18 protein-coding genes are annotated in these 22,102 nt (G+C 73.8%); 10 read left to right on the forward strand and 8 right to left on the reverse strand.

Features of this window, described 5'->3' with window-relative positions:
- Positions 1–45 precede the first annotated feature (45 nt).
- The 3 genes from ACRAS8_RS20390 (at position 46) to ACRAS8_RS20400 (ending at position 3,154) form a co-directional block, all read left to right on the forward strand.
- The gene (locus tag ACRAS8_RS20390; protein WP_438487428.1) at positions 46–1,200 is read left to right on the forward strand and encodes an acyl-CoA dehydrogenase; all 1,155 of its coding nucleotides are present in this window, start codon (positions 46–48) and stop codon (positions 1,198–1,200) included.
- Positions 1,201–1,209: 9 nt separating this feature from the next.
- The gene (locus ACRAS8_RS20395) at positions 1,210–2,169 is read left to right on the forward strand and encodes an acyl-CoA dehydrogenase family protein (protein ID WP_438487429.1); all 960 of its coding nucleotides are present in this window, start codon (positions 1,210–1,212) and stop codon (positions 2,167–2,169) included.
- A gap of 481 nt (positions 2,170–2,650) precedes the next feature.
- The gene (locus ACRAS8_RS20400; protein WP_438487430.1) at positions 2,651–3,154 is read left to right on the forward strand and encodes an ATP-binding protein; all 504 of its coding nucleotides are present in this window, start codon (positions 2,651–2,653) and stop codon (positions 3,152–3,154) included.
- Positions 3,155–3,416: 262 nt separating this feature from the next.
- On the opposite strand, the gene ACRAS8_RS20405 is transcribed toward ACRAS8_RS20400, so the two are convergent.
- Positions 3,417–4,343 carry a cyclase family protein gene (locus ACRAS8_RS20405; RefSeq protein ID WP_438487431.1) on the reverse strand — a complete coding sequence of 309 codons (927 nt, stop codon included), beginning with the start codon at positions 4,341–4,343 and terminating at the stop codon, positions 3,417–3,419.
- Between the two features lie 145 nt (positions 4,344–4,488).
- On the opposite strand from ACRAS8_RS20405, the gene ACRAS8_RS20410 reads away from it, so the two are divergent.
- Both ACRAS8_RS20410 and ACRAS8_RS20415 read left to right on the forward strand, forming a co-directional pair.
- Positions 4,489–5,391: an SDR family NAD(P)-dependent oxidoreductase gene (locus ACRAS8_RS20410; protein WP_438487432.1), complete on the forward strand. Its 903-nt coding sequence runs from the start codon at positions 4,489–4,491 to the stop codon at positions 5,389–5,391.
- 281 nt (positions 5,392–5,672) lie between these two features.
- The gene (locus ACRAS8_RS20415; RefSeq protein WP_438487433.1) at positions 5,673–6,746 is read left to right on the forward strand and encodes a Zn-dependent alcohol dehydrogenase; all 1,074 of its coding nucleotides are present in this window, start codon (positions 5,673–5,675) and stop codon (positions 6,744–6,746) included.
- A gap of 26 nt (positions 6,747–6,772) precedes the next feature.
- Here the strand turns inward: ACRAS8_RS20415 and ACRAS8_RS20420 are convergent, their stop codons facing one another.
- The gene (locus ACRAS8_RS20420; RefSeq protein WP_438487434.1) at positions 6,773–7,414 is read right to left on the reverse strand and encodes a flavin reductase family protein; all 642 of its coding nucleotides are present in this window, start codon (positions 7,412–7,414) and stop codon (positions 6,773–6,775) included.
- A gap of 189 nt (positions 7,415–7,603) precedes the next feature.
- Between ACRAS8_RS20420 and ACRAS8_RS20425 the strand changes: the two genes are divergently transcribed.
- Entirely contained in the window at positions 7,604–8,278 is a 675-nt protein-coding gene (locus ACRAS8_RS20425; protein ID WP_438487435.1) for an RNA polymerase sigma factor, read from the forward strand.
- 8 nt (positions 8,279–8,286) lie between these two features.
- Positions 8,287–8,910, forward strand: coding sequence for a hypothetical protein (locus ACRAS8_RS20430; protein WP_438487436.1), 624 nt, complete (start codon positions 8,287–8,289; stop codon positions 8,908–8,910).
- Between the two features lie 27 nt (positions 8,911–8,937).
- Here the strand turns inward: ACRAS8_RS20430 and ACRAS8_RS20435 are convergent, their stop codons facing one another.
- Both ACRAS8_RS20435 and ACRAS8_RS20440 read right to left on the reverse strand, forming a co-directional pair.
- Positions 8,938–9,831 carry an enoyl-CoA hydratase/isomerase family protein gene (locus tag ACRAS8_RS20435; protein ID WP_438487437.1) on the reverse strand — a complete coding sequence of 298 codons (894 nt, stop codon included), beginning with the start codon at positions 9,829–9,831 and terminating at the stop codon, positions 8,938–8,940.
- Positions 9,832–9,904: 73 nt separating this feature from the next.
- Entirely contained in the window at positions 9,905–12,187 is a 2,283-nt protein-coding gene (locus tag ACRAS8_RS20440) for an acetate--CoA ligase family protein (protein ID WP_438487438.1), read from the reverse strand.
- 233 nt (positions 12,188–12,420) lie between these two features.
- Between ACRAS8_RS20440 and ACRAS8_RS20445 the strand changes: the two genes are divergently transcribed.
- A complete protein-coding gene (locus ACRAS8_RS20445; RefSeq protein ID WP_438487439.1) occupies positions 12,421–12,879 on the forward strand; it encodes a Zn-ribbon domain-containing OB-fold protein in 459 nt (152 codons plus the stop codon).
- 61 nt (positions 12,880–12,940) lie between these two features.
- Here ACRAS8_RS20445 and ACRAS8_RS20450 read toward each other — a convergent pair whose 3' ends face one another.
- Entirely contained in the window at positions 12,941–13,789 is an 849-nt protein-coding gene (locus ACRAS8_RS20450; RefSeq protein ID WP_438487440.1) for a pyridoxine/pyridoxamine 5'-phosphate oxidase, read from the reverse strand.
- A gap of 19 nt (positions 13,790–13,808) precedes the next feature.
- Complete coding sequence (locus ACRAS8_RS20455; RefSeq protein WP_438487441.1) at positions 13,809–14,999, reverse strand: thiolase C-terminal domain-containing protein; 1,191 nt, start codon at positions 14,997–14,999, stop codon at positions 13,809–13,811.
- Positions 15,000–15,178: 179 nt separating this feature from the next.
- On the opposite strand from ACRAS8_RS20455, the gene ACRAS8_RS20460 reads away from it, so the two are divergent.
- Positions 15,179–16,474: an acyl-CoA dehydrogenase family protein gene (locus tag ACRAS8_RS20460; protein WP_438487442.1), complete on the forward strand. Its 1,296-nt coding sequence runs from the start codon at positions 15,179–15,181 to the stop codon at positions 16,472–16,474.
- A gap of 506 nt (positions 16,475–16,980) precedes the next feature.
- Here ACRAS8_RS20460 and ACRAS8_RS20465 read toward each other — a convergent pair.
- Positions 16,981–17,628 (reverse strand): TetR family transcriptional regulator, encoded by a 648-nt coding sequence (locus ACRAS8_RS20465; protein ID WP_438487443.1) that lies wholly within the window; start codon positions 17,626–17,628, stop codon positions 16,981–16,983.
- 828 nt (positions 17,629–18,456) lie between these two features.
- Between ACRAS8_RS20465 and ACRAS8_RS20470 the strand changes: the two genes are divergently transcribed.
- On the forward strand, positions 18,457–20,970 hold the full coding sequence (locus ACRAS8_RS20470) for an outer membrane protein assembly factor BamB family protein (RefSeq protein WP_438487444.1): 2,514 nt from the start codon (positions 18,457–18,459) through the stop codon (positions 20,968–20,970).
- A 93-nt stretch (positions 20,971–21,063) separates the two neighbouring features.
- On the opposite strand, the gene ACRAS8_RS20475 is transcribed toward ACRAS8_RS20470, so the two are convergent.
- Entirely contained in the window at positions 21,064–22,008 is a 945-nt protein-coding gene (locus ACRAS8_RS20475; RefSeq protein ID WP_438487445.1) for a hypothetical protein, read from the reverse strand.
- Positions 22,009–22,102: the final 94 nt, after the last annotated feature.

Raw genomic sequence — 22,102 nt, forward strand, 5'->3', positions numbered from 1 at the left:
GACAGGGGGTATCCCTGACCCAGAAATCTGATGCACCATCAGAAAATGGACCTCGCCTACACCGCCGAGGAAGAAGCCTTCCGGGACCGGCTGCGCGGCTGGCTCGCCGAGGTGCTGCCGAAGCTGCCGCCGAAGCCCGCCGCCACCGACTGGCCCGGCCGGCGGGCCTACGACGCGGCCTGGCAGCGGATGCTGTACAACGCGGGGTACGCGGGCCTGCACTGGCCCGCCGACGCCGGCGGCCGGGGTGCCACGCCCACCCAGCACCTGATCTTCCTGGAGGAGACCGAGAAGGCCGGCGCCCCGTACGTCGGCGCCAACTTCGTCGGGCTGCTGCACGCGGGCCCGACCATCGCCGCGGAGGGCACCGCCGCGCAGCGCGCCCGCTGGCTGCCGCCGATCCTGCGCGGCGACGAGATCTGGTGCCAGGGCTTCAGCGAACCGGACGCCGGCTCCGACCTGGCCGCGCTGCGGACGAAGGCGGTACGGGACGGGGACGCGTACATCGTCTCCGGCAGCAAGATCTGGACCTCGCACGCCGAGGTCGCCGACTGGTGCGAACTGCTCGTCCGCACCGACCCGGAGGCCCCCCGGCACCGCGGTATCAGCTGGCTGGCGATGCCGATGGACGCGCCCGGGGTGACCGTGCGACCGCTGCGGACGCTGGCCGGCTCCACGGAGTTCGCCGAGGTGTTCCTCGACGAGGTCTGGGTGCCGGTCGGCAACCGCGTCGGCGCCGAGCACGACGGATGGCGGGTGACGATGGTGACGCTCTCCTTCGAGCGCGGCACCGCCTTCGTCGGCGAGGTGGTGGCCTGCCGCCGGGTGCTCGCGGAACTCGCCCGCACCGCGCACGCCAACGGGCGCTGGGACGACGCCGTGCTCCGTCGCCGTCTGGGCCGGCTGAACGCCGAGTTCGCCGCGCTGTGGCGGCTGACCCAGTGGAACGTCAGTGAGGCGCAGAGTACGGGTGGCGTGCCCGGTACCGGCGGTTCGGTCTTCAAGCTGCGGTACTCGCACGCCCGCCAGGAGCTCTACGACGCGGCGGCCGAGGTGCTCGGCGGGCAGGCGCTGGACGCCGCGCACCCCTGGGTCGCCGACCGGCTCGCCGCGCTCGCCTACACCATCGCCGCGGGCACCTCGCAGATCCAGCGGAACATCGTCGCCGAGCGGATCCTCGGCCTGCCGAAGGGACGGTGAGCGGGCCAGGTGGACTTCCAATTGACAGAAGATCAACGGGCGTTGCGGGACGGGGCCCGGGAGCTGCTGGCCGGCCGTTTCGGGCGGGACCGGCTGCGGGCGGCCGTCGACGCCCCGGCACCGGACCGGGGGCTGTGGCGGGAACTGGCCGGCGCCGGGTTCTTCGCGCTGCGGCTCCCGGAGGCGGACGGCGGGGTCGGGCTGGGGCTGCCGGAGGCCGTGCTGGTCTTCGAGGAGGCGGGCCGGGCGCTGCTGCCGGGGCCGCTGGTGGCCGGGCAGCTGCTGGCCGGGGCGGTGGACGGCGTGGCGACCGGCGAGCGGATCGTCGCCCTGTGTGACGGCGCGGCCGACCCGGTGCTGTGGGAACACCCGGACCACTGCGACGCGTTGGTCTTCGTCGACGGTGGTGCGCCGGAGCGCGCCGGCGCGGTGTACGGGAGCGCGCCCGCCGAGGTGGCCCGCGCGCCCTTCGCCTCCGTCGACCCGCTCACCCCGCTCGCCCGCGTCACCGGGCGCCCGCGTACCACCCCGCTGCCGGGCCTGGACGCGTCCCGGCTGCGCCGCGAGGCGGCCCTGCTGACCGCCGCCGAACAGCTGGGCAGCGCCGGCCGGACGGTCGAGACGGCGGTGGCGTACGCCCGTCAGCGCACCCAGTTCGGTGCGCCCATCGGCTCGTTCCAGGCGGTGAAGCACCTGTGTGCCGGGATGCTGGTGCGCTCCGAGCTCGCCCGCGCGGCGGTCTACGCGGCGGCGGTGACCGGGGACGCCCTCGACATCGCGGGCGCCAAGCTGCTGGCGGACGAGGCCGCGGTGGGCAATGCCCGGGACTGTCTCCAGGTGCACGGCGGGATGGGCTTCACCTGGGAGGCCGAGGTCCATCTGCACCTCAAACGGGCCTGGTTGCGGGCCGAACGCTGGGGCGGCGCCCGGGAGGCGGAGGAGCGCCTGGCGCGGGCGCTGGCGGAGTGACGGCGTGCGCCGGCGCCCGCGGAGGCGTACCGGGCGCAGGGGTCGCGCCGCCGATGTCAGACTCCGCCAACCGATGTGCGAAATGTCGGACCCCTCACGCACAAGCGATCACGGAGGGTCGATATCGGGTTGTGTCCTAGGCGTGACTCGTCACAGGGGGGAGTCGGCGCCGTGCTCGGGTACGCTCCGTGGGGTGCGAGTGGTTCTGTGGCGCAAATGTCACGGTGCCGTCGGAAGGACGGCTCCGGGGCATCGGGTGCGCGCCGCTCGCCTCGGGCGAGGCCCCGACGACCCCCCATGTTCGACTCCCCGCGCTGTGCGTCGCACAGTATGCCGCACGCATACTCCCTTGCGCTGGAATATGCCCGAAGCGGTTGTTGCGGTGACTGAACGTCAACCATGCTGTGCTTCGCCGGAGTCACGCACCGTGACTCCGTGGAGGCGCGAGGCGATGTTTCCGCCGGTTCGGATGGTGTGAGCGGTGCAGGTGCTTCAAGTGCAGTTGGAAGTGCGGCCCGACCCCGCGGAAGTGGGGCGGGCGCGGCGGTGGGCCCGGTCGCGGCTCGCGGGGTCGGGAATAGGGGCGGACGAGCCGCTCGCCGAGACGCTGATCCTGCTGATCTCGGAGCTGGTCACCAACGCCGTGGTGCACACGGGCTCGTCGGCCCGGCTGCGGATGTGCTTCTCGGGCACGGGTGCCGTGGTGGGCACCGTGCGGGTCGAGGTGGTGGACGCCAGCGCCCGCCCGCCGCGCCAACGGCACGCGGACGGCGAGGACACCAACGGCCGTGGCCTGGAGCTGGTCGACGGCCTCGCGGACCGCTGGGGCTGGCAGCACGAGGGAGCCGGCAAGCGGATCTGGTGCGAAGTCGACCGCGGGCAGCCGCTGCTGATGGCGGCCGGCGCCGACCTGGGGGCATATGACCCGCCTTGCGCCGTAACGAGCGTCAACGAGCGTCACGACAAATCGGTCGTAAATCGCTGAATCGGTTCGCCTGACGCGGAATTAGTCCAGACCAGGTGTTGACGTGGCGTTCCCTGGTGATCACTCTTGGGGAAGCGATGCGCCGTGAGGGGACGGCAAGGGCGTGCAGGGCCGATGGCCCGCGGCCTTGGCGAGTGCGGATCGCGGCCCGGAGCCAGGTGGCGGCCCACGATGCCGTGCTCGGGGCGCGCAGCGCGCGCCGCCGCCTGGCCGGTCCGGCGCCGGTCGGGCACCGCGGACGGTTTGGACGGTGCGCCGGGCCTCACAGCACCGCCACCGGCGCGACCGGACTGCCCGTGCCGCCGACGAACGGCTCGGCCACCGCGGACAGCAGGAAGGCGTAACGGCCCTCCTGCGCGCAGGCCGCCGACAGCTCCTCCAGGTTCCAGTTCTGGCCCTGGAGCATGCCCATCTCGACGAGGTGCAGGGCGTGCACCGGCAGCCACAGGCCCTCGACCTCCGGCGGGAAGATCTCGAAGGTCAGGGTGTCGTTGGCGACCGCGGCGACCCCGCGGGCGTGGAACCACTCCGGGGTGCGCAGCGACAGCCCCGGCGACGGGAACGCGTACGCCTCCCGGTCGCCGGCCAGGTAGTGCCGGAGCTGGCCGGTCCGGACCAGGACCACGTCGCCGGAGCGGACCGCCGTCCCGGCCAACTCCTCGGCGGCGTCCAGGTCCTCCGGCGTGACCGCGTGCCCGCCCGGCAGCCGGTCGGTGCCGCGGGCCCGCGCCACGTCCAGCAGCACGCCGCGGGAGACGAGCGGGGTGGCCTTCTCGATGCCCAGGACGGTGGCGCCGCGGTGCGCGGTGACGGCGTCGGAGGGCCGGCCGTTGTAGAGCCGCCCCGAGTGTGAGACATGGGTGAGGCCGTCCCAGTGGGTGGCGGCCTGGAGGCCCATGGTGACGGTGTCGTCGGAGGTGGCGACGGTCCCCGGCCCGAAGAGCTCCTGGTTGATGGCGACCATCGTGTGCAGCGGGTTGACCCGCCCCGGGATCGCGCCGGTCTGCACGCCGTCCTGCCGTAGCGGCAGGGCGAGCGGGACGCGGCGGCCGCTGCGGACGGTTGCGGCGGCGGCGCGCACCACGTCCGGGGTGATCAGGTTCAGGGTGCCGATCTCGTCGTCCGGGCCCCAGCGGCCCCAGTTGTTCACGCGGCGGGCGATGTCGTGGAACTCCTGGGGGAGGGGCATGGGGTGCTCCTTGGGGGCGGCTCCGGGGCGGGGGTGGGTGGCCGGCCGGCCGGTGTTGGTTCGGTGTTGGTTCGGGGGCTTGTGCTCGTATCGCGTCTGCTCAAAAATCTAACGGTCCGTCAGAAATCGTGGGAAGGGGCGCGGCATGGGGAACTTCTTGGCCGGCAAGGTGGTCGCCGTCACGGGCGCCGGCCGCGGCATCGGGCGGGCCGTCGCTCTGGCCGCCGCCGCCGAGGGCGCGAAGGTGGTGGTCAACGACTACGGCGTCGCCATCGACGGCGGCGATCCCAGCAGCGAGGTGGCCCGGGCCGTGGTCAAGGAGATCGAGGCGGCGGGCGGCACCGCCACGGCCGTCGCCGACGACGTCGCCACGATGGCCGGCGGGCAGCGGATCGTGGACACCGCGCTTGCCGAGTACGGGCGGATCGACGGGGTGGTGTGCGTGGCCGGCATCCTGCGTGAGCGGATGCTCTTCAACATGTCCGAGGAGGAGTGGGATCCGGTCGTCGCCACGCATCTGAAGGGGACGTTCACCGTCTTCCGGGCCGCGGCCGCGGTGATGCGCCGGCAGCGGTCCGGCACGCTGATCGGGTTCACCAGCGGCAACCACCAGGGCAGCGTCGCCCAGGCCAACTACGCCTCGGCCAAGGGCGGGATCATCTCGCTGGTGCGCAGCGCGGCGCTGGGCCTGCACAAGTACGGGGTCACCGCCAACGCGGTGGCGCCGGTCGCCCGGACGCGGATGTCGGCCAAGGTGCCGATGGAGCTGACGGAGATCGGCGAACCGGAGGACGTGGCGGCGTTCGTCGTCTACCTGCTCAGTGAACGGGCACGGGCCGACGGGGTCACCGGCCAGGTGTACACGGTGGCGGGGCCGAAGATCGCGGTGTGGGCCCAGCCGAGGGAGCTGCGCTCCGTTTACGCCGACGAGGGTGGCTGGACCCCGGAGCGCGTCGCCGACGTGGTGGCGGGGTCGGTGGGGGTCGACCCGATGCCGATGCTGGCGCAGTTGGAGGAGATGGCCAGGGCTGCGGGGGCCGAGGAGTAGCTGCGCTCGGCTTGCTTCCCACGTTGTCGGCTTTCCCGCCGTGGGTTGTTTTTGCGCCTGCGGCGCGGGGCCGGTCCGCTGCGCGGGGCTGTTGGGTGCGGTGCCGGGCCTCCGGGGCAGGGGTGTGCCGGACTGCTTCGCTTTACGTCCGGCACACCCCTGCCCCTCCGACCCGTCCCCTCCCGTGGGTGGTCATGAAAGACGGTGGGTGGGGGCTGGTGTGAGTGGTCCGGTGCGGGGGCGGTGTTGTCGGTGGTTGGCCTGTTCGGAGGGGAGTGGGGATGAAGGGTGTGGTGTTCGACGGGGAGCAGGTTCGGGTTGTGGAGGATCTGGAGGTACGGGATCCGGGGCCCGGTGAGGTGCTGGTGGGGATACGGGCGGCCGGGTTGTGTCACAGCGATCTGTCGGTGATCGACGGGACGATTCCGTTTCCGGTGCCGGTGGTGCTGGGGCACGAGGGTGCGGGGGTGGTCGAGGCCGTCGGGGCGGGCGTTGCCCATGTGGTGCCGGGGGATCATGTGGCGCTGTCGACGCTGGCGAACTGCGGGGCGTGCGCGGAGTGCGACCGGGGCCGGCCGACGATGTGCCGCAAGGCGATCGGGATGCCGGCGAAACCGTTCCGGCGGGGCGGCACGGAGCTGTTCAACTTCGCCTCGAACTCGGCGTTCGCGGAGCGTACGGTCGTCAAGGCGGTGCAGGCGGTGAAGATCCCGAAGGAGATCCCGCTTGCCTCGGCCGCGTTGATCGGGTGCGGGGTGCTGACCGGTGTGGGCGCGGTGCTGAACCGGGCGCGGGTGGACCGCGGGGACTCGGTGGTGGTGATCGGGGCCGGCGGGATCGGGCTCAATGTGCTCCAGGGCGCGCGGATCGCGGGCGCGTCGGTGATCGTGGCGGTGGACGCCAACCCGGCGAAGGAGGCGTCGGCGCGGCAGTTCGGCGCCACGCACTTCGTGGACGCGTCGGCGGTGCCGGACAGTGTCCGGGCGGTGAAGGAGATCCTGCCGAGCGGGGCCGACCACACCTTCGAGTGCGTGGGCAGCACGCGGCTGATCCGGCAGGCGATCGACCTGCTGGACCGGCACGGGCAGGCGGTGCTGCTGGGCGTCCCGCCGGCCACCGCCGAGGCGTCCTTCCTGGTCTCCGCCATGTATCTGGACAAGTCCATCCTGGGGTGCCGTTACGGGTCGTCGCGTCCGCAGCGGGACATTGCCCTCTATGCCCGGATGTACCGCGAAGGGCGGCTGTTGCTGGACGAGTTGGTGACCAGGACGTATGAGGTGGACGACTTCGCCAAGGCCGCGGACGACACCCATGGCGGGCGGGTGGCGCGGGCGGTGCTGGTCTTCGGGGGGTAGTCCCGGTTGCTCGCGCGGGGCCGCGTCTACGGGGCGAGGCGGGCGAACGCGCCCCGGTGGAAGAGGAGCGGGCCCTGTTGTGCGGCGGCCGGGTCGGTGCCGAGGGCCTCGACGCGGCCGACGACGATGAGGTGGTCGCCGCCGGTGTGGACGGCGTGGATCGTGCAGTCGACCCAGGCGGGGACGTCCGCGAGGCGGGGGGAACCGGTGACCGGGGCCGGGGTGTGGTGGACGCCGGCGAACTTGTCGGCGCCGCTGACGGCGAACGCTCGGCAGAGGCCGCCCTGTTCGGCGCCGAGCACGTTGACGCAGAAGACGCCGGCCCGCGCCAGACGAGGCCAGGTCGTCGAAGTGCGGCCCACCATGAACGCCACCAGGGGCGGGTCCAGGGAGAGCGAGGCGAAGGACTGGCAGGCGAAACCGGCCGGGCCCGGCTCACCGGGGGCCGTGATGATCGTGACGCCGCTCGCGAAGTGCCCCAGGACGGAGCGGAATTCGGCCGCGTCCAGGGGGGCGCGCTCGTCGTCGCGGACGGCGCGCAGCGAGGGGCGCGCGGCGGCGGTGCGGGCGGGCGGGGGAGCCGGCGCCGCGGCGGTGGGGGCGCCGACGGAGCGGAGATAGTGGATGGCCGTGGCCGCCATTCCGGCGTGTCCCATCATGCCGTCCATTGAAGCTGATGGGCCGTCAGATGGGAAGATGGCGGGCGCCACTCACACGGGTGGTTCGGCGGTGAACCGTGGGCCGGATCACAAGGGTTCGGGGGAGATTGGGGGACGCGTTCCTGATTGGCTGCCGAGCGCTCGGGTACCTTCCACCTCGGCCGCGCCGTAGCCAAGCACGGGGGAGTGTTCCGGTACATGGCCGATGCGACACCGCCGACCTCCGGGTCGGATGCAGGTTCCCACGGGGCCCGTCCAGGTGGCCCCGTCAGTTCGTCCCCGCCGCGGTCGCCGACGGCTTCCGGGGGCCCGCCGGACTCCGGGGCCACCCCCGCGGCGGCGTTCGACGAGGTCTTCTGCGGGCTGCTGCCGCGGCTCTACCGCCGGGCCGTGATGCTGGCCGGCACCCGCCAGTCCGCGGAGGACGTGGTGCACGAGGCGTACCTCAAGCTCGCCGCCCGTCCACAGCGCTTCCTCGCCCACCCGGAGCCGTACGCCTACGCCTTCACCGCCGTCCTCAGTGTCGCCCGGGACGCGTACCGCAAGGAGCGGCGGCAGGTGCTGGTCGAGGAGGTCGACGAGGTGGAGGGGGCCGGCGTCGGCGCGGGGCCGGCCGCCGGCGGCGGGTTCGGCGAGTGGGACGGCGGAGTCGCGCGGCGGCACGCGGAACTGGAGGCGGTGCGGCTGCTGGGGCAGCTCTCGCACCGGCAGGCGGGCATCGTCATCCTCGTCGACCTGGACGGGTACACGATCGATCAGGCCGCGAAGATCATGAAGGTGCATCGCGGCACCGCCGCCCGGCACCGGGCGCGGGCCCTGGACAGGCTGCGCGCGTACCTCGTTGAATCCGAGCACGGGCAGACCGGGAGGTGAGCGGCACAGTGGGCGCGGGGAGACGGGACGGCGCGGGCGGGCAGGACGAGGTCGAGACCCTGCTGCGGGCGAGACTGCGGGCGGCCGACGAGGCGATCGGGACGCCCGGCGGCCTGTGGGAGCGGATCAGGGAGCCCACGGCGGACGGGCGGGCGGCGGGCCGGGCGTCCCGGGGCGGCGCCACCGTGGTCGGGCTGCCGCGGCGGCGCCCGTATGCCGTCGCGCTGGCGGTCGCGGCAGCCGTGGCGGCGGTGGTCCTCGGGGTCTGGTGGGTGCTGCTGCGGCCGGGAGCCGTGGACGTCAGACCGGCCGGGCCGCCGCCGACGGTGCCGCTCACGGTCTACAACAGCGAGACGGCCTGCCGCGCCCCGCACACCCTGGAGTGCGCGCTGCGGCTGGCCAGGGACCCGCATCGGGCGTACGCGGCGCGCGGGAACACCGTGGGCCGGGTGTGGCACGGCGAGGTGGTGACGGCCCGGTGCGTGGTGCCGGACGGACAGCTGGTGCGGGACGAGCAGGGCGTCACCTCCACGCGGTGGTACCTGGTGCGCACCGGGCAGGGGGCGGAGGGATGGCTGCCCGGGGTGCGCACCCGTAATACCCGGGAGGTACCGGAGTGCCCTGGGGGGTGAGCTACCAGGGTGGGCGGGGCGCGGGCTTCACTTGCCCCGGAACGTGGGTCGGCGGCGTTCGACGAAGGACGCGACGCCTTCCCGGGCGTCCGCCGTCGTCATGTTGACCTCCTGGGCGGTGGCCTCGGCCGCGAAGGCCGCGCCGCGGTCGGCGTCGAGGGAGGCGTTGACCAGCGCCTTGGTGAGGGCGAGGGCGCGGGTGGGGCCGGCGGCGAGGCGCTCGGCCCACCCCCGGGCGGTCGGCGCCAGCTCTCCGTCGGGCACGACCCGGTTGACCAGGCCCAGCCGGGCGGCGTCGGCGGCCGGTACGGCGTCGCCGAAGAACATCAGCTCCTTGGCGCGCTGCGGGCCGACGAGCCGCGGCAGCAGATAGGCGCCGCCGCCGTCCGGGACCAGCCCGCGGCGGACGAACACCTCGATGAAGCGCGCCGATTCGGCGGCCAGCACCAGGTCGCAGGCGAACGCGAGATGCGCGCCGATCCCGGCGGCGGTGCCGTTGACGGCGGCGATCACCGGCTTCTCGCAGTCCATTACGGCGGCGATGAACCGCTGGGCGCCGTTCCGGATCATCCGCGCGACGTCGCCCGCGACCCGGTCGCCGGCGGCCGGCGCGCCGCGCAGGTCGGCGCCGGCGCAGAAGCCCTTGCCGGTCGCGGTGAGCACCACGGCGCGCACGTCCGGGTCGGCGGAGGCGTCGGCGAGCAGGCCGATGAGGCGTTCGCGCATCTCCGAGGTGAGGGCGTTGAGGGCGTCCGGGCGGTTGAGGGTGAGCTGGGCGACGCCGTTGTCAGTGGTGTGGAGTATCAATGAGTCGAGGGGGGCGGGGAGTTCGGCCGGTTCGGTGAGTTCGGTGGGGTCGGACGGGCCGACGGGTTCGGCGGGTCCGGCGGCCGTGGGACGGGGGGAAGGTGTGGACGTCATGGGGGAGCGGCTCCAGGAAAGCGGGCGGAGTACGGCGGGCGGATGGTCGGCCGGGCGGTCGGCGTGGTGGTGGTCAGTGGCAGATCGCCAGGGCGTCCAGGGCCACCGCGCCCTGGCCGCGTTCCAGGACGACCAGCGGGTTGATGTCCAACTCCGCCAGTTCGCCGTCGAGTTCCATCGCCATCCGCTGCACCCGCAGCACGGTCTCGACCAGTGCGTCGGTGTCCGCGGGCGGCATGCCGCGGACGCCCTCCAGGAGGGCGTGGCCGCGCAGGCGGCGGAGCATGGTGCGGGCGTGCTGCTCCCCGAAGGGCGGGACGCCCACCGCGATGTCCTGGAGGACCTCCACCAGCACCCCGCCCAGGCCGACGGAGACGGTCGGCCCGAAGAGCGGGTCGGGGGTGACGCCGACGACCATCTCGACGCCGCGTTCGATCATCTGGCAGACGAGGACGCCGTCCAGCGGCAGGTCCTCGTAGCGGGCGATCTCGGTCAGCTCGCGGTAGGTCTCGCGGACCTGGCTGGCCGAGGTCAACCCGACCCTGACGAGCCCGAGTTCGGTCTTGTGGGCCAGCTCGGGCCCGGAGCCCTTCAGCACCACCGGATAGCCGACCAGGCTCGCCGCCCGGACGGCCGCCGCCGCGCTGGTCACCAGCTGTTCCCGCGGTACGCGGATGCCGTAGGCGCGCAGCAGCTGCTTCGCCGCGTGCTCGCTGAGCTGCCGGCCGGGGCGCAGCAGGGCCTGGGCCTTGCGGGCGGAGGGGGAGGCCACGCGGGGGGCGTCGTCGAAGGGGGAGCGATAGTGGGCGGTGAAGCGGTGGTGGTCCAGATAGGCGTGGACGGCGGTGATGCAGTTGGCGAAGGTGCGGAAGGTCGCCACCCGGGAGGAGCCGAGGAGGGTGCGGCGATAGGCGTCCTCGGTGCCGACGGGCGAGCCCCAGACGACGCACACCAGCTTGTCCGTGTGCTCCGCCGCGCCGACGAGGTCCTGCGCCAGTTTGTCGCTCATGGGCGGGAAGGGGCCGGTGATCGGGCAGATCAGGACGCCCACGGACGGGTCGGCGAGGATCGCGTCGATGATCTTGCGGCCGCGCCAGTCGCCGACCGGGTGCCCGCCGTTGTCGATCGGGTTGGCGACGTGGAGATAGCCCGGTATCCACTGGTGGAGTTCGGCCTGCTTGGCGTCGGACAGCGTGGGGAGGGTCAGGCCCGCCGCGGTCGCCAGGTCGGCGAAGTGCGCACCGGTGCCGCCGGAGATCGAATACACCGCGACACCCTCGGCGGTGGGTTTCCTGGCCCGTGCCAGCAGCGCCGCGGTGTCCTGGAGCTCGTCCAGCCCGTCCACCCGGATCACACCGAACTGCCGCATCGCGGCATCCACCACCTCGTCCGCGCCGGTGAGTTTGCCGGTGTGCGAGGCGGCGGTCCGGGCACCGGTCTCGGTGCGGCCAACCTTGACGACGACCACCGGCACCTTGTTACGGGCGGCGCGGTCGGCGGCCAGCAGGAAGCTACGGCCGTCCTTCAGCCCTTCCACATACGCGGCGATCGCGCCGACCTCGGGACGGGAGGCGAAATAGGAGAGGAAGTCGGCGGTCTCCAGATCGGCCTCGTTGCCGGTCGGGGCCCAGTGTGAGAGGCGGATGCCCAGCTCCTGGAGGGCGAAGACCGGCCGGCCCTGGTGGCCCGACTGCGTGATCAGGGCGATGGCCGGGCCGTCGAGGTCGTCGCGGAACCGCTCGAAGGCGTTGAGGTTGGTGTTGGGGCCGAGCAGCCGCAGGCCCGAGCGGGCGACGGCCTCGGCCAGCCGGGCCTGGGCGGCCGCGCCGTCCTCGCCGGTCTCGGCGAAGCCGGAGGCGAAGGCGACCGCGAACTTCACCTTGGCCTCGGTCAGTTGCTCGATGACCGGCAGGGGGTCGCCGACCAGCAGCACCGCGAGGTCGGCGGTCTCCGGCAGGTCGGCGACGGTGGCGTGGCAGGGCAGGCCGAAGACCTGCTCGCGCCCGGGGTTGACCGGGTGGAGCCGGGCGCCGACCCGTTCCGCCCAGGCGATCAGCTGCCGGGTGATGCCGGTGTTGGGGCGGCCCTCGCTGTCCGAGGCGCCGATCACGGCCACCGACTCGGGCCGGAAGAAGCGGTCCAGGTCGGGCACGGGTGCGTACAGCGGGCGGCCGCTGACGTCCCGGTCGGCGGCGGCCCGGACGGCCGCGGAGCCGTCGCTGCCGGCGGACCCCGGGCCGTCGGTTCCGCCGAGGTCGCTGGTGCCGTGGACGGTGTGGGGTGAGTGCTCCCCGCAGGCCACGACGCGGGCCGGCCGGGAGTGCGTGGTGAGGGTGCCGTGAGTCGATCCAAGCATCGCAGACGCCCGCTCCTGTGTGACGGCTCTCGTGGACTGCGCGCCGTACCGCGCCGCGCCCAGCCATAGCTGACACTTAGTCAGATTACTTGAACTGACGTCATGTCAGGAATGGGTGTGTGGCGTAAAGGTTGGGTCGCCCCCTCTTGTGGAGAGGTGCGGGGTTGGGATGGGATGAACTGACGTACCGTCAGGTCGATTTGGTGAGAGCGAGCGCGAGGGCGGGTGGTTCGATGGTGGCGCGGTTCGATCTGCCGGAGGTGGACGCCTTTACCCGGCCCTACTGGGAGGCGGCGGCCGAGGGGCGGCTGCTGCTGCGCCGGTGCCGGGCCGGGGGGTGCGGGGCGGCGCACCACTACCCGCGTGAGTTCTGCCCGTACTGCTGGAGCGAGGACGTCGGCTGGGAGCCGGCCGGCGGCCGTGCCACCCTCTATACCTGGTCCGTCGTGCACCGCAACGACCTCCCGCCCTTCGGCGGCCGCGTCCCGTACGTGGCGGCCGTCGTCGAACTGGCCGAAGGCCCCCGGATGATGACCGAGGTGATCGACTGCGCGGAGCCGGACCTGCGGATCGGGATGCCGCTCATGGTCCACTTCCGCACCGTGCCGGCAGAGGGGGCCGGTGGCGGTCCGGCGGTGGGCGGTGGATATGCCCTACCGGTCTTGCGTATACCGGTCTTCCGTCCGGCCTGAACCCTTCGGCTGCCGGCTGCCGGCTGCCGATGGCTGACTGTCGACGGCCGGTGCGCCCGACTCACGGCCAGAGCAGCTCTCGCCTCCAACCACCCTCCGTGCGACGGTAGTTGAGGCGTACGTGCTGGCGTCGATGCTGATCGCCCTGGAAGAACTCGACCTCGTCGGCGCGCAGCACATACAGCGTCCAGCTCGGGACCGGCGCGTCCGGTTCGCGCCGGGCGCGTGCCCAGGCGGCGTCCGCGGCGCGAGCCAGCTCGGCGGCCGAGCCGAGTACCGCGCTCTGGTGGCCCACCAGGGCGGCGGCCAGCGCGCCCGTGGAGCGGCGGTGCAGATCGGCCGCGCTCTCCTCCGGGCTCGCCGCGGTCACCGTGCCCCGCACCCGCACCTGGCGGCCGACCGCCGCCCAGTAGAAGGCCAGCGCGGCCCGCGGACGGGCGGCCAGCTCACGGCCCTTGCGGCTGTCGCGGTGGGTGCCGAAGTGCCAGCCGCGTTCGTCCGCGTCGTGCAGCATCACGATGCGCACGGACGGGTCCCCGGCCGCGTCCGCCGTGGCCAGCGACATGGTGTGCGGCTCGGGGACGCCGGCTTCGGCGGCCTCCCGCAGCCACTGCCGGAACAGCGGCAGCGGCTCGCCGGGCGCCCGCTCCGGGGCGAAGGACGGCAGCTCCCCCTCCCAGACCCGCAGGCCGCGCAGCAGCGCACGGAACGCGCGAGCGTCGTCGCCTGCGTCAGTGCTGGTGCCAGTGCCGGTGCCTGCGTCGCTGCTGCTGTCGCTGTCGCTGTCGCTGTCGGCGCCGGTTTCCGGGGACGGTCCAGGGCCGGGCGTGACCCCGTCGGCACGGTGATCCGTGCGATCAGGGCGATCAGAGCGATCCGTGTGACCAGGGCGATCCGTGTGATCGGGCATGTCGGGCAGCGTACGCGCGTCACCCCGCCCCCAACACCACCGTCCCCGACGAGCAGAACCAGCCGCCGGTACCGGACGCCACCGCGAGCCGCGGCAGGGCGCCGCCCGGCTTGTGGACCTGGCGGCCCGGGCCGGCCTCGCCGCGGAGCTGGCGGACCGCCTCGACCAGCAGGAAGAGCCCCCGCATACCGGGATGGCAGGCGGCCAGTCCGCCGCCGTCGGTGTTGACCGGCAGCGCGCCGTCCCGCAGCAGCCGCCCCTTCTCGACGAACGCGCCGCCCTCCCCCTTGGCGCAGAAGCCCAGGTCCTCCAACGTCACCAGGGTCATATAGGTGAATGCGTCGTAGATCTCGGCGAGGTCGATCTCGGCGGGGCGGACGCCGGCGCGTTCGAAGGCGAGGCGGCCGGAGACGGCGGCGGGGGAGAGGGTGAAGTCGTCCCACTCCGACATGGTGGTGTGCGAGACGGCGGTGCCCGAACCGAGCACCCAGACCGGGCGTTTGGCCAGGTCGGGCACGTAGTCCTCGGCGACCAGCAGTACCGCGCAGCCGCCGTCGGAGCGGATACAGCAGTGCAGCTTGGTGAACGGGTCGGCGATCATCGGGCCGGACAGCACCTCGTCCACGGTGATCGGTTCGCGGTGCATGGCGTCGGGGTTGGCGGCCGCGTTGGCGCGTGCCTGGACGGCTATCTCGGCCAGCTGTTCCAGGGTGGTCCCGTACTGGTGCTGATGGCGGCGCGCGGCCATCGCGTACTTGGCGATCAGGGTGTGCCCGTAGGGGACCTCGAACTGGAGCGGGCCCCGGGAGCCGAAGGAGAGGTTGGCGGTGCGGCGCCCGGCCTTGAGGTCGGCGCGCGCGGTGGAGCCGTAGACGAGGAGGACGGCGTTCGCGTGGCCGGCCGCGATCGCGTCGGCGGCGTGCGCGGCCATCACCTCCCAGGTGGCGCCGCCGACCGCGGTGGAGTCCACCCAGGTGGGGCGCAGCCCCAGGTATTCGGCGACTTCGACGGGGGCGAGGGTGCCGAGGCCGGCCGAGGCGAAGCCGTCGATCACCGACCGGTCGAGCCCGGAGTCGGCGAGCGCCCGGCGGGCGGCCTGGGCGTGCAGGGTGTACGGGGTGGCCTCGTCCACCCGTCCGCAGTCGGAGAGCGCGACTCCGGCGACGGCGACCTTGCGTATCCGGGAGAGGGGCCCTGACGTCAGCGTCATAATTTGACGGTACATCAGGTAAGCCATTGCTGCTCCGGGTTGGCTTCATGGTCTCCGCATTGAGGGAGCGCCGCCTCCCTAGGAAAGTGCCACCCCTGTCCCTACTATGACGCCCCGTCAGTTTCGGGACCTCGGCCGAGCTGGGCGGGGTTCGCCGCACGGCCGGGAGGAGCCCGCCGATGGATGCCGCGTTCACCGAGGAGCAGGACGAGATCCGCCGCACCCTGCGCGCACTGCTGGACAAACGCGGCGGCCCGGAGGAGGCCCGGGCGGCGGCCCGCAATCCGGGCTACGACCCGGGCTACGACCCGGAGCTGTGGCGGCGGCTCGCCCGGGAGACCGGCCTGCCCGGTCTGGTCCTGCCCACCGCGTACGGCGGCCGCGGCCACGGGCCCACCGCACTCGCCCTGGCCTGCGAGGAGACCGGCCGCGCCGTCCTCCCCGCGCCGCTGATCGCCACCACCGTGCTGGCCGCCCCGCTGATCCTGGCGCTGGCCGGGGAGCGCCTGCGTGCCGAACTGCTGCCGGGCCTCGCCGCCGGGGAGCTGACCGCCACACTCGTCGTACCGGGCGGCCGGCTGGCCACCGCACTGGCGCTGACCGGGCCGAACGACGGCGACTGGGCCGGCGGCGGCCGGGCCGGCGGAATCCAGGCGCGGGCCGTCGACAAGGGCTGGCGGCTCTACGGGGAGGCTGGCCACGTCCTCGACGGGCACACCGCGGACGTGCTGGTCGTCGCGGCGCACACCGGCGGCTTCGCGCGCAGCCGCACCCTGCTCTTCGCCGTACGGGCGAAGGGGGCGGAAGGGGCGGCGGCGCCGGGGCTGCTGCGGACCCGGCAGACGGTGCTGGACGGTGCCCGGCCACAAGCGCGCGTCGAACTCCGCGATGTGGAAGCCGAGTTGCTGGGAGAGGCGGCAGCCGGGAACGGAAACGGGGGCGGCGGCGCCGCGTCGGAGGCGGCGGCCGTGGCGCTGGCCGCGACCGGGGTGACGGCGGCCGCGTGCCTTGCGGCCGAGGCGGTCGGGGCGGCAGACGCGATGCTGTCCCGTATGGCCGGCTGGTTCAGGGAGCACAACCGGGGTGGGCGGCCGGACGGCGCCTCCCAGGCGGTGCGGCGTCGGCTGGTCGAGCTGTATGCGGGGGCGCAGGCGGCGCGCTCGGCGGCGTACCACGCGGCCTGGGTGGCGGGTGGCGGGCGCGCCGAGCCCGGGGTGGGCGCGTTGGCGCTGGCCCAGGGGCTGGAGGCGCTGCGTGCGGTGGCCGGGGAGGCGGTGCGGTTGCCCGGCGGGGTCGGCTCCGCAGGGGAGGGCGCGGCGCACCTCTGCTTCCAGCGGGTGGCCGGCGACGAGCTGCTGCTGGGGCCCGTGCACCGGCTGCGAGCCCGGGCGGCCGAGTGGGCGGGCCTGTTCGGGGCCGGGGAGGGCGTGGGCGCCGTTGCGGATCCGGCGGCGCGAGAGGCGGTCGGCGCCTGAGGGACCGCCGTGCGCGGCTGGGCATCCGGCCTGGACCGGAAATCTCCTCAAGGACCCTGAGGCGGAGGTGAGTTGGCGGGGCCGGGATGCCGGATGCGGGGTGTCGTGTGCCGGATGCCGGATGCCGGGTGCGACGCGGACTGGCCCCGTACGCGACGCGAACCGACCCCATACACGCAGCAGGTGCCGTACGGCCCCTGGAGGGCGGTCGGCACCCGGCTGCGTGTGGTGTACAGCTATGGCAGGACGGTTACAGGACGGAGGTCGAACTGCCCCTGAAATGACGGGACATCGGGGAAGCTCCGGCAGACTCCGGTTTCCCCGGCGGCAGAGCGGCTGCCGAGGCGCGGCGCTCCCGGCGCGGTGGCACCGGCGATGCGGCCGTACAGGCGGCGCGGTGTTCCCGCTGGTGCGGCGGCCCTGCGCGGACTACTGGGGCCGGCGCTTCGGGAGGCTGGCTAATCGGCCGACTGCTTGGCCAGCTGCCTGGTCGGCTACTTGGTCGGCTACTTGGTCGGCTTCTTGCCGGTGATGCCGAAGTGGACCAGCAGCGCCAGATTGGGCTTGAGTTCGGCCTGCTTGACGCCCCAGCTCTGGAAGCCCTTCTGGTGGCCGGCGACCGCCGCCAGCATCGCGACGAGGGAACCGGCCATGGCCGCCGCGCTGACGTCCTTGTCGACCTTGTTCTTGGCCTGGAGCTCCTGGATCGACTCCGTAAGGGAGTTGGTGACCGCGTTGAGGATCTTCATGCGGATCTTGTAGAACCGCTTGTCGCCCTCGGCGGCACCCAGGTCGACGACGCGCAGGATCGCGTCGTGCTTGCGCCAGAAGGAGAGGAAGCCGTCGACCAGTTCTTCCGCGGCCTGCCAACCGGACTTGCCCACCCAGGAGCGTTCGGCGACCAGACCGGTCAGGCTCGCGCCCTCTTTCGCCATCTCTTCGGCGATTTCGAGGACCGCGCCTTCGACGTCGGGGAAGTACTGATAGAACGTCGCGGGTGAAGTGCCCGCTTTTCGGGCCACATCGATGACTTTGACGTCCCGATAGGGGGACGAACTGAGCATTTCACTGAGGCAGTCGAGGAGCTTTTGCCGCGTCGCCTGTCCGCGGCGGCCGGCAACTCTGCCGTCTACGGTTCGAACTTGTCCTGTCATGCCGTCAGCTTACCGAGGGGTGATCGGAGCGCGATTTGGCTGCCTGCAAATGGGGACCGGGGAGTTCGGGCCGTCGGGCGCCCGTTGCCGCCCTGGTTGCGGGCCCGGTCGCGGCCCGGACCGGATGGGCGGCCATTGGTCCGATCCAGTGAATGCTGTTATCAACAGCCTGTGGACAACTTTGGTGGACAAGGGGTCGGCGCAGGACCGGCGGCACCGGGCCGGGGCGGCGCCGGAATCCGTGCGCCACGCGCGGTGTCGTGGCCCCGAAATCGCCCCGGGCAACGCAGAATTGATCCGACGCAGAAGTGATCCACCGATGCTGGGCGGACCGCGGGGGAGGGCATGCGCACGGACACGGGCGGGGGACGTGGGCGGGGGGATGGACGAGTTTCGGCCACGGGGGTCGGCCGCGGATCCGGGCATCCGCCGGGTGTCGACGGGGCGTCCGGGGCCCCGCCGTCGGCCCGTCCGCGCGGAATCCTTCCGTCCGGATGGGGCGAAGGGCGGCGGAAGTTCCGCGTACGGCCCCTCCGGGTAGTCCGCAACCGGCCGGTAACCCCTCGGCAATCGCCCGACGCCGGACGTATCCACGCACGTCAGGGCGGGGTGGAATACGCCGGGTAATGGCCTTGTTGCGTATCGCAGGGGGTGAGTCGTGACACGGCCGACAGGCCCCGGGTTCGCAACCGTCGGCCCGGCCAGGAAGAATCAGGGTGCGTACGGCCGTTTCGGCCAGGCGGTGAGACGCTGCGCGGGGCAGTGGCTCTCGGCGGCCCGTGGCTATGGAGAGTCTCGTTCTACGCCCCACGGGGAGGTGGCAGGCAAGTGGTGGAGCAGCTGACGCAGCACGATCCTCGGCGGATCGGCCCGTTCGAGGTGCTCGGCCGTCTCGGGGCCGGCGGCATGGGCCTGGTCTATCTGGCGCGCTCGGCATCCGGCCGGCGCGTGGCGATCAAGACGGTCCGGTCCGAACTCGCCGAGGACCAGCTGTTCCGGGTCCGGTTCACCCGCGAGGTAGAAGCGGCCCGCGCGGTCAGCGGCTTCTACACCGCGGCCGTGGTCGACGCCGACCCGCGGGCCGCGGTGCCCTGGCTGGCGACGGCGTACGTCCCCGCGCCCTCCCTGGAGGAGATAGTCAATGAGTGCGGGCCGCTGCCCGTCCAGGCGGTGCGCTGGCTGGCCGCCGGGATCGCGGAGGCGCTCCAGTCCATCCACGGCGCCGGGCTCGTCCACCGCGACCTGAAGCCGTCCAACGTCCTGGTGGTCGAGGACGGCCCCCGGGTGATCGACTTCGGCATCGCCTCCGGGGTGTCCAACACCCGGCTGACGATGACCAACGTCGCCGTCGGCACCCCGGCCTACATGTCACCGGAGCAGGCCCGCGACTCCCGCAGCGTCACCGGCGCCAGCGATGTCTTCTCGCTCGGCTCCACCCTGGTCTTCGCCGCCACGGGGCATGCCCCCTTCCACGGCGCCAACCCCGTCGAGACGGTCTTCATGCTGCTCCGGGAGGGGCCGGACCTCGCCGGGCTGCCGGAGGATCTCCGGCCGCTGATGGAGTCCTGTATGCAGATGGAGGCGGCCCACCGGCCGTCCCCGGCCGACCTCCAGTCCCAGCTCGCGCCGCACCTGTTCAGCTCCGGCAGCGACGACAGCGGCACGGCGTCGGCCTGGCTGCCGCCCGGTGCCGTGGCGCTCATCGAGCGGCGGCGCGGCGGCGGCCGGGGCGCCGTCGCCCCCAGCGCCGCACGGTCCCCCGCCGCGCCCCGTGACACCGGCCGTCAGGAGCCGGTGGCCGCGCCGCCCGTGCCGCAGTCACCGCCGCCCGCCCCGCGGCCCGAGAGCGGCCGGCCGGCCGCCGACGGCTGGCCCGGCCGGATCGGCGCGGGACCCGGCGCGCACCGCGCCGCCGACCCCCGTGGCGCGCCCGCCCCGGTGGCCTCCGCCGCCCCGCCATCCGCTCCGCCGGCCCCCGAGGGTGCCGGCGGTCCCGTGCGGCTGGGCGGTTCGCACGCCCCGATAGGGCCCGGACCGCGCGCCGCCGACGCCCCGCAGCATCACGGCGCGGCCGCCCCCGCGACGAACTGGGTCCGCCCGCCGGCCGGCGCCCCCGTGGGCGGTGTGCCGCAGCAGGGCGGCGCCACGGGCAGCGGCGGCCACGGCGAGGCCGCGCCGGCCACCCCGCCGGAGGCATCGCCGGCCGAGCCGGGCCGCTGGCGCCCCTGGCGCTTCCGGATGTCCAACGACGTCTGGGGCACCCCCGTGGTCGCCGACGAGCTGCTCTACGTCACGTCGTTCGAGGTGCACGTCCTCGATGTGGCCAGCGGGCGGCGGAAGTTCAAGACCCGCGACGTCGCCTGGGCGATGGCGGTGGCCGAGGGCCGGATCCACGCCTCCGACGGCCCCACGCTCTACGCCCTGGACGCCGACGACGGCGGCGAGCGCTGGCGGCTGAACAGCGACGGCTGGATCTACGCCCTCACCGCCGAGCGCGGCACCGTCGTCACCGCCACCCGGGGCGGCGGCGTCCAGGCATGGGACGCCGCCACCGGCGAGCTGCTGTGGGAGCTCACCGGCGCCCAGACCGACTTCGAGAACCCGGAGTCCGCGCCCGTGCAGCAGGACGGCACGGTCTACGTCTGGGCCGACGGCCGGCTCAGGGCGCTGGAGGCACGCACCGGCACCGAGCGCTGGTCGCACCCGGTCGGCGACGCGGCGTCCTGCGGCGGCGTCCCGATGCGGCTGCTGCCCGCGCCGGACGGTGTGGTGTACGTCGTCGCCGGCCCCCGGGTGCTGGCCCTGGACGCCGTCCGCGGCGAGCTGCGCTGGCACTTCGAGGCGCCCGCGGTCTTCCTGAGCCCGCCCGCCTTCGCGCCCGGCCCCGCCGTCACCGGTGGCGGCCTCTACCTCGCCGACTATCTGGGCACGGTCTACGCCCTCGACGCGGCGGACGGCCGGGACCGCTGGCGGATCGCCACCGAGGCCCGCCAGTCCACCGAGCCGGTGCTGGTCGCGCACGGCGCCGTCCACCTGGGCAGCGGCAAGGCGCTCTACACCCTCGACGCGGTGACCGGCACCCCGCGCTGGCGTTTCCAGGCGGGCGCCGAGGTCGTCGGCTCGCCGGTCGTCGCCGAGGGTCGGGTGCACTTCGGGTCGGCCGACCACTGCCTCTACACCCTCGACGCGATGGGCGGTCAGCTGCGCTGGAAGCTGGCCACCGGCGGGGAGATCACCGGCTCGCCGGTGGCGGTCGGCGGCGTGGTCTACGCCTGCAGCAAGGACCGCTGTGTGTACGCACTGGACGCCGCGAAGGGGACGGGGCTGGCGCGGCGGCCGTAGGCGGGGCCGGGCGGGCAGGGCGGGAGGGACTTCGGGGCTGCCTGGCTCCTGTGCCCCGGGCTGTCGGGCTGTCTGGCAGCGGGGCGTTGCGGGCTAGCCGCGGTCCGGCCCGGTGGGCCTGTGGTCGTCCGGTCCGTCCGGCCTGTTAGGCCCCTGCGGCCCGTCCGGCTTCTCCGGCCTGTTGGGCGTCTCGTTGGGCGTCTCGGCTCCGTCCGCCGCCTCCCGTTCATCCGGCCAGTTGGGCCGGTCCGGCAGGGTCGGGAGGTCCGGCAGGGTCGGGTGGTCCGGCGAGGTCGGTCGGTCCGGCGCGGCCGGTCGGTTCGGCAGGGTCGGCCGGTCGTCCTCTTCGTGTTCGTGGGCGGGCAGCGTGTCTCGTTGCCGTAGCTCCCGGCCCCACTCCACGGGCGGCGTCGGCCGCTGGGGCGGGGACAGGGGCGGGACGGGGTGGTCCGGCCGGGTCGGGTCCGGGGCGCGGGGCGGCGGGCCGTACGGTCCCGGGTGCCACTCCTCGGTGGGCCGGTGGGCAGGGCCCCAGGGGGCGGGCGGCGGCTCGTAGCGCGTGTACGCGTCCTCGTAGGCGTCCCCGAATTCGCGGTATTCGTCGTATTCGTCCTCGTGCGCGAGGACCCGGCGAGTGCGCCCGCGCATCACCAGGGCGCCCAGGACCAGCAGTGCGCCGCCGCCCAGGGCGTTGGCGACCCCGACGCCCAGTCCGTGTGCGCCGGCGGTGAGTTCGCCGGAGCGCTGGGCCTGGCGGACCATCCACAGGACGGTGAAGCCCAGCACGACCAGCCCGGCGACGGTGACGAGCAGCCGGGAGCGCAGCGCCACCCCGGCCAGCGTCAGCAGTCCCGCGACGGCCATCGGCAGCACCAGGGAGCCGAAGAGCGTGGCGCCGCTGCCGGTGAGGCCGTTGAGGAGGTCCTCGATCCGGATGTCGCTGCCGTGACGGCCGTCGTACCAGGGACGGAAGGGGCTCCAGACGGCGGCCGTCGCTCCGGCGAGGGCGATCAGGGAGCCGAGAACGTTGCGCACCACGGGCGTCGCCTCGCTTCGACTCGTCCTGCCCGCCTCGTGACCGACGCTACGCCTGCCCGTCTGCCCCCGCTAGACAGGCACGGCCGGATGTGGA

The sequence above is a fragment of the Streptomyces sp. S186 genome, assembly GCF_051603415.1.
Classification (GTDB): domain Bacteria; phylum Actinomycetota; class Actinomycetes; order Streptomycetales; family Streptomycetaceae; genus Streptomyces.